This is a genomic window from Flavivirga spongiicola (assembly GCF_030540825.1).
Classification (GTDB): domain Bacteria; phylum Bacteroidota; class Bacteroidia; order Flavobacteriales; family Flavobacteriaceae; genus Flavivirga; species Flavivirga spongiicola.
Window position 1 is genome coordinate 2,880,468 of sequence record NZ_JAUOEO010000001.1, and the last position, 20,507, is coordinate 2,900,974.

Genomic DNA, 20,507 nt, shown 5'->3' on the forward strand with positions numbered 1-20,507 from the left:
CTTTCAACCAACCAAAAATATTAAGTATGAATCTTACGCAATTTTCAATAGATCGTAATCGAGTTGTTTTAAGTATCCTAGCTGTAGTTATGATTATGGGTATGTTGTTTTACGGGTCATTATCGAGAGACAGTATGCCACCATATACCATTAGAGTGGCATCGATAGTATCATCATTTCCTGGCGCAAGCCCAGAACGTGTTGAAGAACTTGTTAGTGATAAAATTGAAAAAGTAGCACAGGAATTACCCGAATTAAAAGTCGTAAAAAGCACATCGCGTACTGGGCTTTCAATCGTTCAGGTTGAACTAAAAATGGAAGTGAAACCCGAAGAACTTCAGCCGGTATGGGATCGTTTACGTCGAAAATTAAGCGCAATTCAGGGATTGCCTAGTAATGTAAACCCTCAATTACAGGATGATGGTATTGGTGAAGTATTTGGTATCGCTGTAGGTTTGATTTCTGATGGTTATGACTATGCAGAAATGAAAGACTATGCAGATGATTTGAGAGATGATTTAATAAAACTTGAAGATGCTGCTAAAGTTGAGTTGAACGGTGTGCAGGAAGAACGTGTTTTTGTAGAGTTTGAAAATACCAGATTGAAAACATATGGATTAACGTCTAGTAGATTAAAAAATATTATTGGGAGTACCAATATATTAAGCTCTGGAGGTACTATTAATGTTGAAGCGGAACGTATTATTCTTGAACCAACAGGAAATTTCAATGATTTAAAGTCGATACAGGAGATGCTCATTCCAATTGGGGAAAATGGACAAGTTATAGCTCTTGAAGATATTACGACGGTTAAAAAAGGGTATATCAATCCTCCGAAACAAAAAGTACGTATTAATGGAAAAGATGCTATTTCATTGCACGTATCTTTAAAAAAAGGAGCAAATATCATTAAGTTGGGTGAAGAAATTGATGTATTGTTAGCTGAGTGGCAAGATAAGTTGCCAGTTGGTTTGGAAGTATCCCGCCTAGCATCCATAGATAAATACATTGATTTAAAGATTAGTGATTTTATTGGCAACTTATTACAGGCGATTGCGATCGTGTTAGCAGTCATGTTATTCTTTTTAGGAATAAGAACGGGGTTGGTCATAGCAAGTCTAATTCCTATTGTAACCATTACCACACTCATGGTCATGGGGTTAATCGATGTTGGGCTCAATCAAATTTCGTTAGCCGCTCTCATAATGGCTTTAGGGATGATGGTGGATAATGCTATTGTTGTAGCGGAATCGGTCATGGTAAAAATGGAAGCAGGCATTCCTGTTAAAAAGGCTGCCATAGATGCGTGTTCAGAATTATTCACGCCATTATTGATTTCAACATTAACAACATCTGCTGCGTTTTTAGCCTTCTTTATGGCAGAATCAGTAATGGGAGATATTATGGGGCCTATTTTCGTTGTTATAACCATTGCCCTCTTATCCTCTTGGATTATTGCGTTAAGCGTCATCACCTTATTTTGTGTGTTTTTCCTTAAGGTAAAACCAAAAGAAGCTGGAAAAGAAAGCTTCTTAGATAGATTAATTAATGGATTAAAACGTAAGTATAAAGATTTGATTTTGTTAGCTTTAAGCTGGAAAAAATCAGTATTGGCACTTATTGTTTTTATGTTCTTTTTATCCATTTTCGGATTTGGTTTTTTAGGTTTTGTATTCTTCCCAGATAGTGACCGTAATATGATAACGGTTGATGTTAATTTGCCAGAGAATACGAAAATTGAAAATACAACAGCTGTTATTTTGGCACTTGAGGATTTTATGGAAAAAGAGTTGAAGGTAACAGATGCTAAACCAGATGGTATTGTAGATTGGTCGGCTTATATTGGTGAAGGCCCTTCTGCTTACGATTTGGGGTATAATGCAGATGAGGCGAATTCTAATTATGCCCATATTTTAATCAATACGTCTTCTTTTTTAGTGAATAATGACATGGTTGAAAAACTAGATGCATTTAGTTTTGAAAACTTTCCAAATGCCGATATTAAAGTTGGATTGCTTGGTTCTGGTGGTGGTGGAACACCTGTAGAAATTGAAGTTTCAGGTGACGATCCAGATAAATTAGCAAGTATCGCCGAAGAAATTAAAGCAAAGTTATTTACTATTTCGGGAACAAAAAATATTAAAGATGATTGGGGACCGAAAGGAAAGAAGTTTGTTATAGATATTGATCAGAGTAAAGCACAAACAGCAGGCGTTACTAATCAGGATATTGCGACGTCTCTACAAACCGTTTTAGATGGTTTTCAGGCAGGTGAGTATAGAGAAGGGGATAAATCTATTCCTATCATAATGAAGAGTAATCAAAGCAAACAACAATCATTATCGTCATTAGAAACATTAAATATATACGCTCAAAGTTCAGGGAAAAGTGTGCCTTTGTTACAAGTAGCTACGATTGTTCCCGAATGGCAATATTCTAAAATAAAGCGTGTCGATTTGACAAGAACCATTAAAGTATCAAGTGAATTAACAACGACAGGTAATGCTTCCGAAGTGACTCAAGCTATGACGCCTTGGCTGGAAGAACAAAATGAGATTTGGGGTAAAGGCTATACTTATGAATTAGGAGGTGATGCAAAGAGTTCAGCAGAAAACATGGGAGCAGTAGCAAGTTATTTACCGCTTTCAGCTTTTATAATCGTCATGCTATTAATCATACAGTTTAATTCATTTAGAAAAATGGTTATGATTGTTTGTACCATTCCTTTAGGTGTTATAGGAATGGTTTTAGGTTTGCTTCTGTTTGGTGTACCATTTGGGTTTATGGCCTTTTTAGGTGTCATTTCATTAGCAGGAATCGTTATTAATAATGCTATTGTATTGGTCGATAGAATAGAAATTGAAGAAAGTGAGTTAAAACGTAAACCACAAGATGCTATTATTGCTGCCTGTTTACAACGATTTAGACCCATTTTACTAGCCACCTTTACAACCGTTTTAGGCTTAGTGCCTTTATACCTTGGAGGCGGTGAAATGTGGGAGCCTATGGCGGTAACTATTATGGTTGGTTTATTGTTTGGAACGGTCATTACCTTATTATTTATTCCAGCATTTTACAGTGTGATGTATAAGGTAAACTATAAAGATTATGAGTTTAATGATAAGCTTTTAGATTAAAATGCTAAAGAGACTATATCCATATCGTTTTGAGATCTTTCTTTTTAGCCAAATGGCTATTTTATTTGGGGCGTTAGTCATACCGCCTGCTTTATTTGAAAGTATTCTGTCCCCCATATTATTTTTTATCAATTTATTAGCTGGTATTGTTTTGGTTTCTGAGAAGAAAAAACTCATGTGGTTTTTATTAATTTTAGTACTAATCTCAACAGTTGTTTTTGGTACTAGTCTTTTTGAAAATAAAAATGAAATACTTTTTAATTCTACAAGAATGGCAAGTTATTTCTTGTTTTATGTCATTGTATCACTAGAAATTATCAAGCAAGTCTGGACGGCTAAAATTGTAAATAAAAACGTGATTTTTGGACTAATCAGTGGCTATATATCTCTCGGACTCATAGGCTTTTTTATTTGTTTAAGCATCGAAATGGTATTTCCAAATTCATTTCAAGGCATATTAGCAGGTAATTCATTAACAGAAGGATTAATGTATTACAGTTACATTACTTTATTAACTATTGGTTATGGAGACATACTTCCAATAACTACTTTAGCTCAAAAGGCAGCTATTTTAATAGGTTTAATGGGACAAATTTATTTAGTAGTAATAACTGCGATAGTCGTTGGAAAATATATTAATCAATCATTGAGAGCAAATTGAAAATAACCCTGACTCAATAATGACGAAATACTTCATGTAAATTTCATTTAGTCAATAATTATTCTTTTTGCAAGTAAGTAAGTACTGTTTTTTAGCTCAGTTCTTTAGTTTTGATGTTTTTAGTTTCCATAAAAAATTCTTATTAAATAAAGGTAGACATGTTTTATAAGTTATCAAACGGATTTTTGATTTTTCTTACACTAGTTTCATTAACATAAGTGTAAATTATAGTACTTATTACTGCAATTGTCGTGGGTAAGTATTCAACTATTAAAAGTCAAACTATTCCCTTTTAATATATAAAAAAACCGCTCAATCTTTTAGAAACTGAGCGGTTTCAAACTAACTAACTAACCATATGAAAAACTTACTATATTCTTTTTTATTGAGTTAAGAATCTCTTTAAATTGTATTATTTATCTTTTATTTCTATTCAGCTTTTAAGTCTAAATTTTCAATATTTTTTTGATGTCTGTCATGGGTTTCAAATAACAGGAACTTCTATAGTTAAGAACATATCTTCCCCATCAGGATCTTTGCCTTGATAAAATTTAAAAATATAAGGTTCAGACTGTAGGACTTCTACTGGTATTGAAAATGTAGTTTCAGTAATGATTTGATTACAAGAAGCACCATCATCTACATGTCCTATAGGGTAAATAAGCCTTGTAGTTCCATCATAGATGTAATCATATTGATCGTAATAAAAATAGCAACTGTTTGGTAATGCTATGGTCACCTCAATTTTGTAAGTACTTCCATGATTAAATTCATCCGGAAGTTCCGCGCTTATAACATTTACATACTCCAAGTGGTAGTCGTGGTCATTGTCGTCGTCCGTACTACATGATGATACAGGTATGGCAAGGGCAACAATCATAATTAGTAAATACTTAAAATTTTTCATCTTATTTTATTTTTAATTTCTATTCAAAGATACCCGCACTTTAAGGTTTAAATGGGTTCATTTTAAGTGAAGTGTCCAAATTGTAACTTGAAATAACCTTAAATACATTTGAAGTATTTAATGGCCGTTCTGTGTTGATAATGATGTTGTTTTATAAATAATATGAGTAAAACAATGACATCAAGATGTTATAAATTTATCTGATGAACTTTTTCTCCTGAGGATGAATAATAAAAGAATCTGAATACTCCTGAAGTTATAAAAGCTTGTTCTTTGCTAAACCCATTTCATCATCAGTTTGCATTTCAAGATCTGTATGCGTCAGGATTACCAATGGTTAAGTCTGTGGCACCTCTTCTACTGGGATGGTTGTTTTTTTAAGCTTCTGTTGTTCTATTTTTTGTTGCTCTTTTTCTTGTTGACGTTTTTGATATTTAATAGTAAAATAAGCAAAAGAAGCTATAATGATAAGTGCTAATAAACCATTAGTTTTTAGTATGATTTGCCTTTTGCTTTTATATGCTAAAACTAGCGACAAACACAATCCAATAAGCGCTCCAATAAGACCATAACCTAGAACAATAGCACCTCCTGCTAGCATTTGTCCTTTTCCAGCTTCAATAATGCCAGCATACACGATGCCCAAAAAGAAAAAAGCAATAATTGCTAAAAAGTACAGTAAAAAGCTATAAAGTTTTACCATGGGATGCACCATAATTAAAAGCTAATTATTTTAGTTACAGTCTCTCCTTTTTTGACCTCAATAGTAAAAGTTTCTTTTTTACCAGCATATTCCTTTTTTACAGCACTTACTTTTACTTCATAAACTCCAGGATTGAGCATAAACTCCCTAGGGTTACTTGAATCTGATGTATAAGTTCTACTACCAGCTACGTTTTCTCCGGTTTCTTTAGTTTTAATACTTACTACGGCATCAACCAATACATCGCCACTTTTTACCCCAATCATGGCAATTCCTGATTGGAAATTATGAGAGACATCTACTGTTTTTGTGGCTTCGACGGTTACATCTTCAATAATGAATTTGTTTTTAAGACCTTTTATTTTTAATGCCATTACTTCAATATCATAAACCCCTGGATTAAGCTCAATTATCTTTGGCTTTCCATAAGTTCTACTACCTCCAACAACTTCGCCTTTCTGAGTTTTTACTTTACTAGTACAATCCCAACCTTCATTATTATTTAGAGTGGTGAGGTTAATTTTTCCACCATCAAAACTAACGGTTTGATGACCAATTTTATCTTTAATACTTTCAATGGATACAGTAGTTCCTTTTATTTTAGTACTCTCTAAAGGCTTGATAATCATGTCATATTTTCCTGGAGGTAAATAAACCCAGCCAGTATCACGATACGTTCTTGCACCATCTATTTCATCATTTGTTCCAGCTTTTACAACTTTTATCCATGCGTCAACAGGCTTTCCATTTTTTACCGCATAAATAGAAAAATTATCTGAAGGATCATCCACAGTTTCTGTTGTAGCTTCTGCAAGTACATCACCTAAGCCACTAGCATCTGAAGCGTCATAGTATTTTCCGTCTCCAGCATTTGCAGCACATTTTAATTGTTCGGTCTCACTTTCTTTTAAACCAAAGCCCACAATATGAAGTTTAAAATCAATACCATCTGTTTTGGCTTTAGTTACCACATCACAAATATTGCCATCGCAAGATTCAATGCCATCTGTTATTAAAATGATAGTTGCTTTGGTGTTACGCTCTTTTAATGAATTGATAGCCATAGTGGCAGAACGCGCTAAAGGTGTTCGTCCCAATGGATTGATACCTATAACTGCATTTTTTACTTTTTCTTTAGAATTATTGGTGATATCAACCATAAATTCCACATCATCACAGTCACCTTTAGTTCTGTGTCCATAGGTTACTAAACCGATATTCTGATTCTCTGGAAGATTGCTTACAGAAGTTGCTAAAACTTCAGAAGCAATTTCTTTTTTTGTTTTGCCATCTAGTTGTCCCCACATGGAGCCACTTGCGTCGTAGATAAATAAGATTGGAGATGGGGCGTCTTGTTGCGCGTATGTTTGTATACTTAAACCTAATGCACAAAATAGAGTGATTAGTAGCTTCATAAGGTTATTTATTAATGATATTAAAGATACTAAAAATTAACGTTGGTTCGTGTAAATGATTATTAAAGAGTGTGTTATGAATTAAAAAGCTATTTTGTATATATAGGTGTTTGGATGTTTTATTTTTTTCTATTAAATCGCATCTTCTTTTTCTAAAGAATTTTATTATTGGTTGGCCATAATAAAGCACAACTTGTTATTAGTAAAGAATCATAAAAATTGAGAATAAAAGGAAATAGTATTATCTTTAAACTTTAACAAAGCGGCTTAAATTAAAAGGAAAATATGAAATAAGTTTTGCGATTATTAGTTTATAAAATAGCAGCTATAGATCTCACGTCCGCAAAACAAGTATTAAATAAATTCACTACAATTATTGCTAAACAATTTAAACACTAAGTTATATGCTCTCATTTAAAACATTTTTAACCTTTAGCCTTATTTTGATAACGACTGTTGGGTTTTCACAACAAATGTCTCAGAAACAGAAGGAAAAGGAGCAAAATAAAGTGAAAATTTTTACTTCAGAAGAAAATGATAATCTCCAGCGTTTTTATAATGAGGAGGTGAATAAAATGAAGTTATCCAAAGAGGAAAGAGAAAAATATTATGATATATTATTATATCATACTTATGATATGTCTAGGCTTGATGATAAAGATAAAAATTATACCGAAACTGAGATTACAGAAAAGTTTAATACTATTATTGATAAAATGAATGCTAAAATGAAAGCATTGCTCACACCAGACCAATATATAATGCATCTTGAAATATTTGGAAAGATTATATATAGTGTCAATAGAAAGAAGGATTTGGATAAAAATAAAGAATAGATTTTAACATGGAAGAGTCTAGAAGCGAATATTTTAAGGCGTATGCAGCCATTATGAAGATTACCTTGCGAGATGGAGATGCTTCAGAAGAAGAAAAGGACTTTCTTCAGAGTTTTGGGAAAAAGTTAGGAGTTTCAAGTTCTGAATATTTCGAATTAGTAGACACCTATATGGAATACGAAATAACAGCGCCCTATACTTATAATGAACGTTTGGAAAGCTTATATAAGTTAACGGAGATCGTTTATAATGATGACGGACTAAATAAAACACTTAAAGAAAAGTGGTTAAAAAGAATGGCCATTGCTATTGGTTTTGATCCGAGTAATATTAAATATGTAGTGGCCAAATCCTTTGACTTATTCAATGATACTAAAAATTTGGATTTGAAAACTTATAAGGAGAGCATTAAGAATATAATGCATTAGGAAAAACTAAATGGATCGTTTTTAAAAGATTTCATTAATACCAAAATAAAACCACTATTACCGTGTACTCCAGAACCTATATCCAGGCGTAACCAGGTGTCTTTATCTTTGAATATCTTATAGCGACCACCAATCCCCAGACTGGGTTTAATATTTTTTTTGACTCAAAAGTTTAATTATTTAGATTGCAATGTAATAATTTTTCCTCCTCTTAAAACAGTCATTTTAAATTCTGGTTTTTTTTCTAGGCTATTTGCAAAATCAGCTATTTTCAATAGGGTGTAGTCTGTAACATCATATGTGATGTCATTAAAAGCCAATATAATATCGCCTCCCATAATTAATTTTCGAAGGCCAATGGTTACTTCTACATCACCTTCTTTTATACCCATTTTATCAAACAAAGAATTAGAGGCAATACGCTGTACTAGCAGACCGCTGTCTTGTGGTAGATTAAATAATTTTGCTTCATTCCCAGACAGGGAGTACAATTCTGCTCCAAACCAAGGCATTTTGTTGTTTAGTAGTAATTTGGCGGCTAAATTAGAAGTTGACGCGTAACCAATACCGTCTGACCCTCCAGATTTGGATGTTATGTGACTCACAATGCCTATAACTTCACCATCCAGATTAAACATAGGCCCTCCAGAATTCCCTTGATTTATGGCTGCATCGGTTTGAATATACTCCGTATTTGTAAATGGATTTTTTCCAAGAAATTGTTTTTTAAATGCGCTAATATAACCTGAAGACAGGGAAAAGCCTAAACCTAACGGTACACCAATAACAAATACCCGTTGCCCAATTTTCATTCGGTCTGAGTCTCCAAATCTTACAGTCGTAACATTCATCTTTTGCCTCGACAGCTTTAATAATGCAATATCCGCACTTTCATAGGCGGTAATTACTTTGGCAGGTATCGTTTCTCCGTCTGCAAACTGCACAACTAAAGTATCGGGGACTCTTACTACATGTGCTGCCGTTACAACTAATTGGTTAGAGATCATAAAACCGGAACCCAATCCTGTATTTGTAACCGTCTGAGAAACATTATTTGGTGATGTGACTATATTATTTTCCTTGGTATAGATAGCAACCACCGCAGGACTTACTCTTTCATAGATATCAGATAGGTCTTGAGCGTTTGATTCCTCAGTAATATATAGGCATATTAGAAATAATATAATGATCTTTTTCATAAGCTGATTAAATAAGAAACAAATTGATTTTATTTAAAATTAATACATTTATGGTAAATATAGTTAAAGACGATGTCTTTTGTAAAGTCAGTATATGTTATGTTTAAAAAACTATAGGCGTACTCGTTTTGTTTTTACTTATAAGTTGTAACCAACTTTATCGTCTAGTTTTATTAGAGAAGATTATAGTGATACTAATTATAGTAAGATAGCAGTCATAGGTATTAGCAATGATTTAAGTTCAAGATTGACTTTTGAAAAAATAATGCCTTAACTTTTTCCAAGAAAATGGTGGGACAAATTGTTAAAGAAGGTATAATTATTACGAAGTAAATATTTTATTTAAAAAGAATAACCAAATTTGATACCATATCTCCACGCTGGAAGCGTGATTTTTGTTTTTTGATTTCCATTTACCTCAAAATCTGGATCAATAAAATCAATGATACCAATATCTCGTAATGCTTCTGTTAAATCATCATAAAAGGCTTCTGGTACAGGCTCTATTTCTGTTAATTCAATTTGATTACTACTAAACCCTGGTCCTGCAAAAATTAGGTCTATAAAAAAGCCACTTTTTAATTGCCATTTATACCCCAGTTCTACTCCAATAACTGAAGACTTTAGATTTGCATCTATAAGGATGTTACTAATTTCATCATTTATTGAAGTGTAAATGCCTCCCAAATCAGCACTGGCATTTTGATATTTATAATATACTCCCGTGTAGAGTCCATTCAATCCAATCTTGCTCTTCTGAAAATACCACCTAAATTCCGGAATTATTTTAAACCCAGAGAAATTCAAATCATTAGAATCAAACCGATCAAAATTTATTTTGGTGACTTCAAATAATCCTGACGAATCTTTATAGCCAAAAGATAAGCCAAAGGATAAATCATCAGTAAAGGCTCGTTCATAATTTAATTGAAATGTTCCAAAGAGAGGTAGTATGGGATCAATACTGATATGATTTTTTGAAATATCTTTATCTTGAGTAAAACCACTATAAGATACCAAGATTAAAGCCGCAGTAAGGAAATAAATATATGTATTATGTTTCATTTTTTTGTAAAGTTTTGGTTAGAGTATTACACATATTAGTTTTTCAGAGCAAGAATTGAGAGAGATAGTTAAAAGCTACACAAGTTAGGCTTTTTCCATCTTGGGAAGCATGATTTCATTTTTTTCATGATAATGTTCCATGCTTGATAGAATTTTGGTTAATAATTGGAGAACATCACCCATGTAAGATCCTTTATTTAACATAATGCATTCAGCTTGAAGCGAATACACTGCATCTGTAATTTCTGATCTTGAGGGTAACCCTTTTTTTGCAAAGTTTTCTAATACTTGTGTCGCCCAAACTACAGGTATATGAGCTGCGCTGCACAACGCTAATATTTCCTCTTGAATTCTACCTATATTTTCCCAGCCAGTTTCAACAGCCAAATCTCCTCTTGCAATCATAACACCAATATGTTTCACTTTCATGGCAGATAATAATATTTCTACAAGATTGTCAAAGGCAAGGCGTGTTTCAATTTTTAAGATAATACTTAGAGGATTAGTTACGGTCCATTTTTCTAATTCCACAAGTAATTCTTCAACATCTTCTTTAGAATTGACAAAAGAAAAATTAACGACATCGGCATGTTTAGCGACAAATTCTAAATCAATCTTATCTTTTTCTGTTAAACCACTAATGCCAAGATTTGTTGTTGGAAAGTTCATACCTTTTTCGGCTTTTAACTTAGAGCCTGCATCTTTTGCTCTTGTAATTCTTACTTCCATACGGTCTTTAAGGATAGTTTCTATAAGACCTTCAATTTTGCCATCATCAAATAGAATAATCTCACCTTCTTTGATGCGATTAAATATTTCTGGAGTTTGACAAGATATGTGCGCATTCTCTATTAGCTTTCCTTTATCATCATATACTGCAGGATTACCAAGAACGTCATCTTTTGTAATGATAAGAACATCATTTGTCTTTAATAATATAGGTTGCTCGATTGAAGGTAATTCTCCAATATTAGCATCCAACATGTTTGATCTATTACAACAAATTAATGCTCCTGTTTCTATGTATGACGTTTCGTAACAATGAACGGTTGTCTTATTTTTTGATACTTCAATGACTTTGAATTCTCTATGCTTGTCTCTCGAATCTTTTAAAAATAAAGTATCATCTTTCTCTAACTTATTTAGCCATTCTGCAGAAACAGGTAATGAATTATATTCTGAATCTTCAGTTATGATTGGAACGAGCTCAATTATTGCAGGGTTAGTTATTTTGCCAGAATCATCTCTTTCAGGTGAGATTTTTTTGATCTTAGGGCCTGGTGTAATATGACCAGTTCTAATTTTTGGTCCAGCCAAATCCATTGTTATTTTTATGGTTTTACCATAAGCTTTAGATGCCTTTTTTATATTATTGATGATTTTTTGCCAGACTTCTGGTCCATCATGCGCACAATTAATTCTTGCACAGTTCATTCCACGTCCTATCATTTCATAGACCATATCATAATCATAGGCAGCCTGTGTTGGTTGTGTAACCATTATTCTGACGCGCCTCCCTTTTGAACGATATCCTAAAAGCTCTTTTGAATGCTTATTTAATAAACGTTTTCCATTTTTAATTGATAATCCAGATTTAATTGTATTAGGTGGCTGTTCATCCAATAGTTTATAGAGAATAAATCTTGTTTTTACTAAGCTAGACATGAGATGGCCTTCTGCTTTTGCTAACCGTGAAAGCCCTAAATTTTGTAATTTTTTTTGTAGATACCTTAAATCTACTTTCCTAATGCTGTTATAATGAATTAAATTTCGTGCACTTTTTTGGTAGACTGGATGTACATTTGCTAATGAACTCTCAAAAGACACTAGGTCTTTTTGCAGTATATCAATTATTGTTTCTATACGAGATATGAGTTCATGTATTTTATTAGCATTTATGTTCATTTGATTCTTTAAGGGTTGGTTGCTAAAGTAAATCCAAATAGAGAATTTAAATTTACTTTAATATTTGAAATTATCCTATTAAACAATTGAGACATATTAATTTTGAGATTATATATAGTATACTAAACTGGCACCAATGTTTATTAGTGCCAGCTGAAATTAAAGAAAGGAATTATATTCGAAAATAAAACTCTAAGTATAAATTGAATTGGGGAACAGAACCTATTTATTAAAACAGTTTTATGGCTTTTTTAAAAAGCAAAACGAATGCCCAAGCCATAAACACTTTGATTTCTAGAACTTCCTGCTATATTTTTGCTCTGATCTTGCTTTGTACTTACAAAAATATGGCTCGACTTTTTAAAATTATAAGCTAATTCCAAGATACCATATTTGGTGTCAAAATCGCCTAAATTTTGATTTGAATCTGGTTTTAATGAACTGAATCCAGCTGCTACGTGCCATCTTTTGTTAGTTGAAAACTTATAACGTGAATAAAACTCTACGCCTTTACTATCGTAGAACATATCACCCGTTCTATGGTGATTCTTAAAGATACCATAAGACAACCCAATTTTAAAACGGTTTTTCTCAAAAGATGCCGCTGTAATAAAAGCTTCATCACCAGATTTAGCCTGATTTGGTAAGGGGTCGTCGACACCATCATTTACTTTATTGTAGGCTAAACCTATGGTAAATCCATTTGTTTTATAATTAGCACCAAGTCCGTACGTATCAATACTTTTACTGTTTTCAGAGATGTTTCGAGCCTGAGCCTGAGCTCCAAGACTTAATCCTTTTTTCTTGTAATTTAGTTGTATGACTTGATTAGCTCGACCAGTTCCGGAAATACCGCCATCTGAAATGTTCCAAACACCAAGACCAGTACCACCAAATGCTAAGAAATCATCTAATTCACTTGCTGCAAGATTGTAATAGATAGAATTGTTTTTTCCAAAAATAAGTGAGAATTCTTTATAAGAAACACCAGCATACCCAATTCTTGTAAAAACGGCATCTCCTACTTGAGCGATGCCTTCTCCAGCATCAATGGCAAATTCAACGGTATCATCTCTCGACGTTAAATTTAAACCAAACTCTAGACGTCCAATAATATTAAAATTATCCGTTTCACTTTGTGAGAGCCTATGACTGAAGTTTAATCCTACTCGTGGCGAATTATTGGAAATTCCAATTTCACCCTTTTCAGCGAAACCCGCACCAAGTCGTATACTGCCATAAGGCGTAACCCGAGAGGTTATTTCTTCGATCCAATTTGTTTGAGTTTGAGTTTCCTTTTCATCAGTTGTTTGCGCATTGATACTGTATGAAAAACAAAATAGCGTGAGCATTAAACATGTTTTTAAGAAACTTTTGAATGACTTTTTCATTAGTAATAAGTAATTAATAGTTATAAAAAACATCTTGAATTTCAAATAAACTTCTTTCTTTTAATAGTGATAACATTAATAAGATTCTAGACTTCGCAGGATTTAAATCGTTAGACACAATGGTATGGTAATCATCATCCTTAAATTCGTTATCACGAAGTACCCAGCCTGTTGCCACTCGCGTACTTCTTACAACGATAACACCATGATCTTCATAGGCTTTTTTAGCTGCATTCAAGATAGCATCCGTCATGTTGCCATTTCCAACACCTGCAATCACAATACCTTTAGCACCAGCTTTGACATGCATATCGATTAAATCTGGAGACATATCTGCATAGGCATAAATAATATCCACACGAGGTAATGCTTCTACACCCATTATCGAGAATTTACTTGTGTTTCCAAATTTTGTGTTTGGCGTACGGAAAAAGCCCAATCTACCATAAAACACACCACCTAGCATGCCTTTAATGGGGGATTGAAAGCTGTTGACATTGGTCGTGTTCATTTTACTCACATCACGAGCAGCATGTATTTGATCATTCAGTGATACCATGACACCTTTTCCTCTAGCTTCTGGATTTGATGCTATGGCAACCGCATTGTATAAATTCAATGGACCTTCAGCACTAATCGAGGTTGAGGAGCGCATAGACCCGGTAGTCACCACTGGTTTATCACTTTTAACCACCAAGCTTAGAAAATAAGCGGTTTCTTCTTGCGTATCGGTACCATGAGTGACCACAATACCATCAACATCATCAGATGCTAATAACTCATTAATGCGATTTGCCAATTTCAACCAAATCTCTATAGTCATATCTTGAGAACCTACATTGGCAACTTGTTCACCAGAAACATCAGCCAATTTTTCTATACCCGGTACAGCATTGATCATGGTCTGAATCCCAACTTGACCTGCTGCATAACTTCCAGAAGTTGCAGACGAAGCCGATCCGGCAATAGTACCTCCAGTTGCTAGAATTTTAACATTTGGAAGGTCTGTGTCTTGAGCAGACCCAATAGCAGTTATAGTAACTGCTATTAGGAAAGCCATCATTTTTATATTTAGGAATTTCATAATAAAAGAGTTTGTATGTCTCTATTGCTTTTTTTGAATAATCAATTCTATTTATGCAATGCAGCTGTGTATTTAGGATGCATTAAATTATCTACACTGAGAATTTTATCTAATTCGTCTTCAGAGAGTAACTCTTTTTCTAAAACCAACTCTCTAATATTTTTACCAGTTGCCACCGCTTCTTTTCCAATGAGATCTCCCATATGATGTCCTATATACGGGTTTAAGAAGGTGATGATTCCAACAGAATTGAATACCATTTGTTTCGTGTGTTCTGCATTTGCTGTTATGCCAGCAATACATTTTTCTGCGAGTGTAACACAAGCATTAGATAATAACTCAACCGATTCAAAGAGACACTGTGCTAAAACAGGTTCCATCACATTTAATTGTAATTGTCCGGCTTCAGCAGCAAATGATATCGTAACATCATTGCCTATAATTTTGAAACATACTTGATTCACCACTTCAGGAATTACTGGGTTTACTTTTGCAGGCATAATGGATGAACCAGCTTGCATTTCAGGTAAATTGATTTCATTTAAACCACAACGAGGACCAGAAGACAATAATCTTAAATCGTTACATATTTTAGAGAGTTTAACACCTGTACGCTTTAAAGCTCCGGAGATCATAACGTATGCTCCGGTATCTGATGTTGCCTCAATTAAATTTTCTGCTTTTACAAAACTTGCTTTGGTGTATTGCTGTAAATAACCAATAGATAGTTCTGTGAACCCTTTTGGTGCGTTTACACCAGTACCTATAGCAGTAGCTCCTAAATTTACTTCAAGAATTAAATCTCTTGCATGCTTTAAATTTTTGATCTCTTCTTTTAAATTCGTTGACCACGCAGAAAATTCATCACCCAAAGACATAGGAACAGCATCTTGTAATTGCGTTCTCCCCATTTTAATTACCTTTTCAAATTCAGCTGCCTTTTTATCTAAATGTGTGGTAAGGATATTTATTTTTTCTAATAAGTGATTGATATAATAATACACAGCTACTCTAAAGCCTGTAGGATATGCATCATTGGTTGACTGTGATTTATTGACATGATCGTTAGGGTGCAAAACATCATAATTCCCTTTATCATGACCATTAAGTTCAAGTCCGACATTGGCAATAACCTCATTGGCATTCATATTTACAGAGGTTCCTGCACCGCCTTGAAATACATCTGAAGGAAAATATTTAGTATACTTTTCCAAATTATCAAGTATTTCATCGCAAGCTTGAATAATCATATCTGCTTTTTCTGAAGGAATGCTGCCGATTTCTTTATTTGCTGCCGCACATGCCTTTTTAGTAATAACCAAACCTTTTACGAAAATGGGGAAGTCACTAATTTTTGAATTTGATATTTGAAAATTATTCATGGCTCTTTGTGTATGAATACCATAATAAAAATCGTTTCCTATTTCTAACTCACCTAGTAAGTCAATTTCTTTTCTTGTCTTCATGACATTATGTTTTATTGTGATTTAATAAATTTTATAATATGAGGCCTCCAAATAGAAATCCGAAGATGACACTTGCAGCTATGGTTACTGTTCCCGGTATAATAAAAGAGTGGTTAAATACATATTTGCCAATCTTTGTAGTTCCTGTATCGTCCATTTCTACTGCGGCTAATAAGGTTGGGTAAGTTGGCAGTACAAATAATGCACTAACAGCAGCAAAAGATGCAATAGCAGCTATAGGGCTTACACCAAGAGCTAATGCTGCTGGCATTAAAGCAGTCGTGGTTGCAGCTTGTGAGTACAATAACATACTTGCGAAGAATAATACAACAGCTAACATCCAGGAATATTCATTTAAAACACCTCCTGCAGCTTCTTTAATTTCTACAATATGATTGCTTACAAAAGTATCTCCTAACCAAGCGACACCTAAAACACAAATAGCAGCACTCATACCAGATTTAAAAGTAGACATGCTGGTAACATCACTGATTTTTATCTTACAAACCAGAGCAATTACAGTAGCTGCTAATAGCATGACTGCCATAATAGCTTCGTTTCTACCAATGGTAGGATTCTCAATAAGACCTACTTTTTTGGAAATTAAACTAGCATAGGTTACAATTAATATGATAGCTACAAGAAAAATTCCAACGGACCATTTGGCCTCTTTTGAGTCTTTGTGTTCTTCATTACCTTTAAGTTTTATTAGACCTGCTGATAAACGACGTTGGTATTCTGGGTCATCTGCCAGTGGTTTACCAAGTCTATTAGCAACAATAGCACCAACCAAACAAGCCAAAATAGTAGATGGGATTGCTATGGCTAATAATTGTAAATACGACACTCCTAGAGGTTCTAAAAAGCTTGCAAAAATGACCACTGCAGCCGATATTGGAGATGCTGTGATCGCTATTTGAGAAGCAACAACAGAAATACTTAAGGGCTTGGAAGGTCTAACACCACCTTCTTTAGCAACTTCGGTAATAACGGGAAGGGCTGCATAAGCGGTATGCCCAGTCCCTGCTAAAAGAGTCATCCAATAGGTTACTGTAGGCGCTATAAAAGTGACACGTTTTGGGTTTTTTCTTAAAATCTTTTCAGATAAGTGTACTAAATAGTCTAAACCTCCAGCTTTTTGCATGGCAGCTATAGCAGAAATTACGGCCATAATAATTAAAATAACATCTACAGGTACATTACCTGCTTCTAATCCAAAAATTAAGGTAAGCACAACAACACCAGCACCACCTGCATATCCAATGCCAATGCCACCCATTTTAGAGCCTAGGAAAATAAAAAAGAGAACAACGAGTAATTCAATCCAGATCATTTTATAAAGTTTTAATTAATTAAATTTTAATTTTAAAAGGTGAGATTCATTTTAAGTAAATTATTTACTTACCTTTTTTTTTCAGATATACGGCATTTAATATGACCTTCCATGTACGTAAATGAGTTTCATATTGCTTATCGCTTAGAATGGGTTTTACATCTTTATGCATAAGATCTACTTGCTGTTGAAGTCGTTGATGTATTTCCTTTTCATTAAAATCACTATCCCTATCATCTAAACGTTCCATTTTATAGGCATGGTAAACAACAATCTTCTGGTAGTCTTCTCTGAGCTCGCCTTTTAACTTCATGAGATCCATTTGATCTTCATACCACAGTTTTTGAAGCTCCTTTTCTTCGGATGAGAAAATAGCAACCTTATAATCAAGATGTTCTTTCTCTTCTTTAGTCAATTCCTGACCACTAATTTTAAACATGCTAAGGCAGGCTAAAAAGAATAAAGTAAAATACTTGGAATACATGTGAATATTTTTTTGGATTAGTTAGTTATAAATGTAATGAAAATATGACTTTATAGAAATTATGATTTGGCATTCAAATTAATTCTCCATTAGGTTTTATGATGTTACCACTATAACTAATACTATTTCTATCTCTGCCGGTAATAGTTAGTGTAGAACTTCCACTTCTGAAAATGGTTATCGTAATATCAAAATATTCTGAATTATTTTTAGTGGATAACTCTATGATTGATTTTCTTTTCTTGTCATTGTGGCTTACTACGTAATCTTTGATGATGCCTTTTATTTCGATGCCGCCACCTTTGCCAAAATTTATAGATGAATAAACACGTCCAAAATAGGGTAGATCAACATCAATAGAATCATTATAAATTTTTAAATAATAGCCATCGCTATTTATATTAATATTGCCGCCACCCATTGGATTTACCCAATTTGGTTCAAAAACAAATGTTTTGGAATTGATTACCGTTTTAGTCTTTGAATATGTTTCCGTATATTTTATTTCCTTCTCTATTTTTTTTTGAGATTTTGTTTGCCCTGTTATGCCTAATGTGAACAGAAATAAGCCTATTGTTAAAATTATATTTTTCATAATTTCTGATTTTTTAATGAGTTAAATATTACTTTCTCATGGCTGCACCCGCCGCAGCCCCATATAGTTCTAATTCTTTGTAAAACCTTTTGAATATTGTTTTAATTTTTTCAACTAATTCTTCTTCTTTTAGATCGCTACACCAATTTTTATTGGCATATATTTTTTCTATTGTTGGGATTTGAGTTTTCATACGTGATTCATATTTATAGTACAAATTTAGGTTGAAGTCAAGGTGGAAATCGAAATGATCTGGGTGAAGTGGAGAAATAAGGCGGTGAAGTATTAGTATTTGAAAGTGAATTTTTAATAGGGGTATTAAATAACGAGAGTTCGATGCATTGTGAATTGACAATCAGCTATTTAAAAGTTTAATGAGAGAAGTATGTCATTCCGAACACTATCAAAAACAAAATATATTTTGTTTGAAGATATAAAGCGAAGCTTTTGAGGAGGAATCTCATCCTTCTGAGATGTCTCGTCGCTCATGCTTCGCTCTGTCGACATGACAAATCGGTGTTTATCAGAAACATAAATGCTATTTGTTCATTGAAATTTATATCGAGTTCACGTTAAATAAGTATATAAAGCAAGAAAAGAATGCGTTTACATTATTAAGAGCATTGGAATTGTACTATGCATAAAAGTACAGATCTATTTAAATGGTACGCTTATTAAGTTTTAAAGAATATATGTTTACGGTGCCATGTTTCCCTTTTAAGAGTACTTTGCCTTCTAGTTTAGATATTGCCCAAGGGGTAATTTTTAAAAGCTTTAGGAGTCTTTCAGAGATAAGTAGATCTACTTCCAGACGATTACATTGATCTTGAATTCTTGAAGCAGTATTTATAGTATCTCCATGATAGGCAATCTCACGTTTATATTCTCCAACTTCTGCAACAGTTACGATACCACAATTCATACCTGCTTTAAATTCAGGTACCATACCATATGCTTTCATATAATAGCTTGCTCTCTTTTTAATTTGGTCTTTAAAAGCATAAAAAGCTTTTATACTTTTAGAGCCTTTAAGCCCTTCTTTATAAGACCAGGTTAAAACAGCTTCATCTCCTACATATTGGTAAATAGAAGCTTTATATTTATGAACTATAGCCAAATCATAAAAACAGTCTTGAAGGAGCTTGCTGTATTTTGTATGCCCTAATTTTTCAGCAATTGAGGTAGAACTTCTAAGATCTAAAAACATAAAAATAAGCTCCTTTTCTTTTGGAGTATAGAATTTTCCTGAAATGAATTTAATCAAGTTTCCTTCACCTAACATTAAATTAATATTGAGAAAAAGACTTATAAAGAAATTGACCAATACAGTATAGATAAAGCTTACCCAAATAACAGGTAATTGTATAAACTCCGATATTTTAAAAGCAACGTCTACAAATATTTCAACCTTAATAAACAAATAAAATATAAATACATAAAACCCAATGGCGGATATAATTTGTAGTATAAGCGCAAAAGCTAATAACTTGGATAATGGAATACGCCTTCTAACTAAGTTTTCAAGAAAAATATGGAGTACACCATAAAGTAACCCTTGAGTGATCCATGCTATAATGAATAGAAAAAGTATGTTGGAGAAAGAATCCTCCATATAAGGAATATTCACATCCTGAGACCCCCGAAGTAGTTGCCAGACAAGACTTGCAATTAACCAACCGATAATATAATCTCTAAGTATCTTGTAATGTCTGGGCTTCAAACCAAATTTTTAATTTTTTATGACGTTTTAGTGTCCTTATATTTTTGAGATAACCAATTTCTTTTTTTTTGAAACGAACTATTTCATCTTTTTCCTTTATAGTAACCATAAAGACCAATGCTAACCAATGGCGAAATTAATAGTACTAATTTTAATATAATCATTAAAGGTTCCATAA

At 33.2% G+C, this 20,507-nt stretch carries 18 protein-coding genes; 4 read left to right on the forward strand and 14 right to left on the reverse strand.

What is annotated here, in order from left to right:
• The first annotated feature begins 26 nt into the window (after window positions 1-26).
• Entirely contained in the window at window positions 27-3,137 is a 3,111-nt protein-coding gene (locus tag Q4Q47_RS11540; RefSeq protein WP_303306808.1) for an efflux RND transporter permease subunit, read from the forward strand.
• Window position 3,138: 1 nt separating this feature from the next.
• Window positions 3,139-3,798, forward strand: a complete 660-nt coding sequence (locus Q4Q47_RS11545) for an ion channel (RefSeq protein ID WP_303306809.1) — start codon at window positions 3,139-3,141, stop codon at window positions 3,796-3,798.
• Window positions 3,799-4,282: 484 nt separating this feature from the next.
• Here the strand turns inward: Q4Q47_RS11545 and Q4Q47_RS11550 are convergent, their stop codons facing one another.
• The 3 genes from Q4Q47_RS11550 to Q4Q47_RS11560 form a co-directional block, all read right to left on the reverse strand.
• Window positions 4,283-4,705, reverse strand: a complete 423-nt coding sequence (locus Q4Q47_RS11550) for a hypothetical protein (RefSeq protein WP_303306810.1) — start codon at window positions 4,703-4,705, stop codon at window positions 4,283-4,285.
• A gap of 337 nt (window positions 4,706-5,042) precedes the next feature.
• The gene (locus Q4Q47_RS11555; RefSeq protein ID WP_303306811.1) at window positions 5,043-5,408 is read right to left on the reverse strand and encodes a hypothetical protein; all 366 of its coding nucleotides are present in this window, start codon (window positions 5,406-5,408) and stop codon (window positions 5,043-5,045) included.
• A gap of 14 nt (window positions 5,409-5,422) precedes the next feature.
• Window positions 5,423-6,823, reverse strand: coding sequence for a vWA domain-containing protein (locus Q4Q47_RS11560; protein ID WP_303306812.1), 1,401 nt, complete (start codon window positions 6,821-6,823; stop codon window positions 5,423-5,425).
• A 404-nt stretch (window positions 6,824-7,227) separates the two neighbouring features.
• Between Q4Q47_RS11560 and Q4Q47_RS11565 the strand changes: the two genes are divergently transcribed.
• Together Q4Q47_RS11565 and Q4Q47_RS11570 are read left to right on the forward strand one after the other, a co-directional pair.
• On the forward strand, window positions 7,228-7,659 hold the full coding sequence (locus Q4Q47_RS11565) for a hypothetical protein (RefSeq protein WP_303306813.1): 432 nt from the start codon (window positions 7,228-7,230) through the stop codon (window positions 7,657-7,659).
• A gap of 8 nt (window positions 7,660-7,667) precedes the next feature.
• The gene (locus tag Q4Q47_RS11570) at window positions 7,668-8,087 is read left to right on the forward strand and encodes a hypothetical protein (RefSeq protein WP_303306814.1); all 420 of its coding nucleotides are present in this window, start codon (window positions 7,668-7,670) and stop codon (window positions 8,085-8,087) included.
• Window positions 8,088-8,263: 176 nt separating this feature from the next.
• On the opposite strand, the gene Q4Q47_RS11575 is transcribed toward Q4Q47_RS11570, so the two are convergent.
• The 11 genes from Q4Q47_RS11575 to Q4Q47_RS11625 form a co-directional block, all read right to left on the reverse strand.
• Window positions 8,264-9,286, reverse strand: a complete 1,023-nt coding sequence (locus tag Q4Q47_RS11575) for a S1C family serine protease (RefSeq protein WP_303306815.1) — start codon at window positions 9,284-9,286, stop codon at window positions 8,264-8,266.
• A 342-nt stretch (window positions 9,287-9,628) separates the two neighbouring features.
• Window positions 9,629-10,351: a hypothetical protein gene (locus tag Q4Q47_RS11580; protein ID WP_303306816.1), complete on the reverse strand. Its 723-nt coding sequence runs from the start codon at window positions 10,349-10,351 to the stop codon at window positions 9,629-9,631.
• 84 nt (window positions 10,352-10,435) lie between these two features.
• Window positions 10,436-12,256, reverse strand: a complete 1,821-nt coding sequence (locus Q4Q47_RS11585) for a pyruvate kinase (protein WP_303306817.1) — start codon at window positions 12,254-12,256, stop codon at window positions 10,436-10,438.
• A gap of 251 nt (window positions 12,257-12,507) precedes the next feature.
• Complete coding sequence (locus tag Q4Q47_RS11590; protein ID WP_303306818.1) at window positions 12,508-13,608, reverse strand: porin; 1,101 nt, start codon at window positions 13,606-13,608, stop codon at window positions 12,508-12,510.
• A 52-nt stretch (window positions 13,609-13,660) separates the two neighbouring features.
• Window positions 13,661-14,731, reverse strand: coding sequence for a type II asparaginase (locus Q4Q47_RS11595; RefSeq protein WP_303306819.1), 1,071 nt, complete (start codon window positions 14,729-14,731; stop codon window positions 13,661-13,663).
• A gap of 47 nt (window positions 14,732-14,778) precedes the next feature.
• Window positions 14,779-16,197, reverse strand: coding sequence for an aspartate ammonia-lyase (gene aspA, locus Q4Q47_RS11600; RefSeq protein WP_303306820.1), 1,419 nt, complete (start codon window positions 16,195-16,197; stop codon window positions 14,779-14,781).
• Window positions 16,198-16,228: 31 nt separating this feature from the next.
• Window positions 16,229-17,530: an anaerobic C4-dicarboxylate transporter gene (locus tag Q4Q47_RS11605; protein ID WP_303306821.1), complete on the reverse strand. Its 1,302-nt coding sequence runs from the start codon at window positions 17,528-17,530 to the stop codon at window positions 16,229-16,231.
• Between the two features lie 64 nt (window positions 17,531-17,594).
• Window positions 17,595-18,014 carry a hypothetical protein gene (locus Q4Q47_RS11610; RefSeq protein ID WP_303306822.1) on the reverse strand — a complete coding sequence of 140 codons (420 nt, stop codon included), beginning with the start codon at window positions 18,012-18,014 and terminating at the stop codon, window positions 17,595-17,597.
• A 73-nt stretch (window positions 18,015-18,087) separates the two neighbouring features.
• Window positions 18,088-18,609 (reverse strand): DUF4251 domain-containing protein, encoded by a 522-nt coding sequence (locus Q4Q47_RS11615; RefSeq protein ID WP_303306823.1) that lies wholly within the window; start codon window positions 18,607-18,609, stop codon window positions 18,088-18,090.
• Between the two features lie 28 nt (window positions 18,610-18,637).
• The gene (locus Q4Q47_RS11620; RefSeq protein WP_303306824.1) at window positions 18,638-18,802 is read right to left on the reverse strand and encodes a hypothetical protein; all 165 of its coding nucleotides are present in this window, start codon (window positions 18,800-18,802) and stop codon (window positions 18,638-18,640) included.
• A gap of 465 nt (window positions 18,803-19,267) precedes the next feature.
• The gene (locus Q4Q47_RS11625) at window positions 19,268-20,329 is read right to left on the reverse strand and encodes an adenylate/guanylate cyclase domain-containing protein (protein WP_303306825.1); all 1,062 of its coding nucleotides are present in this window, start codon (window positions 20,327-20,329) and stop codon (window positions 19,268-19,270) included.
• Between the last annotated feature and the right edge of the window lie 178 nt (window positions 20,330-20,507).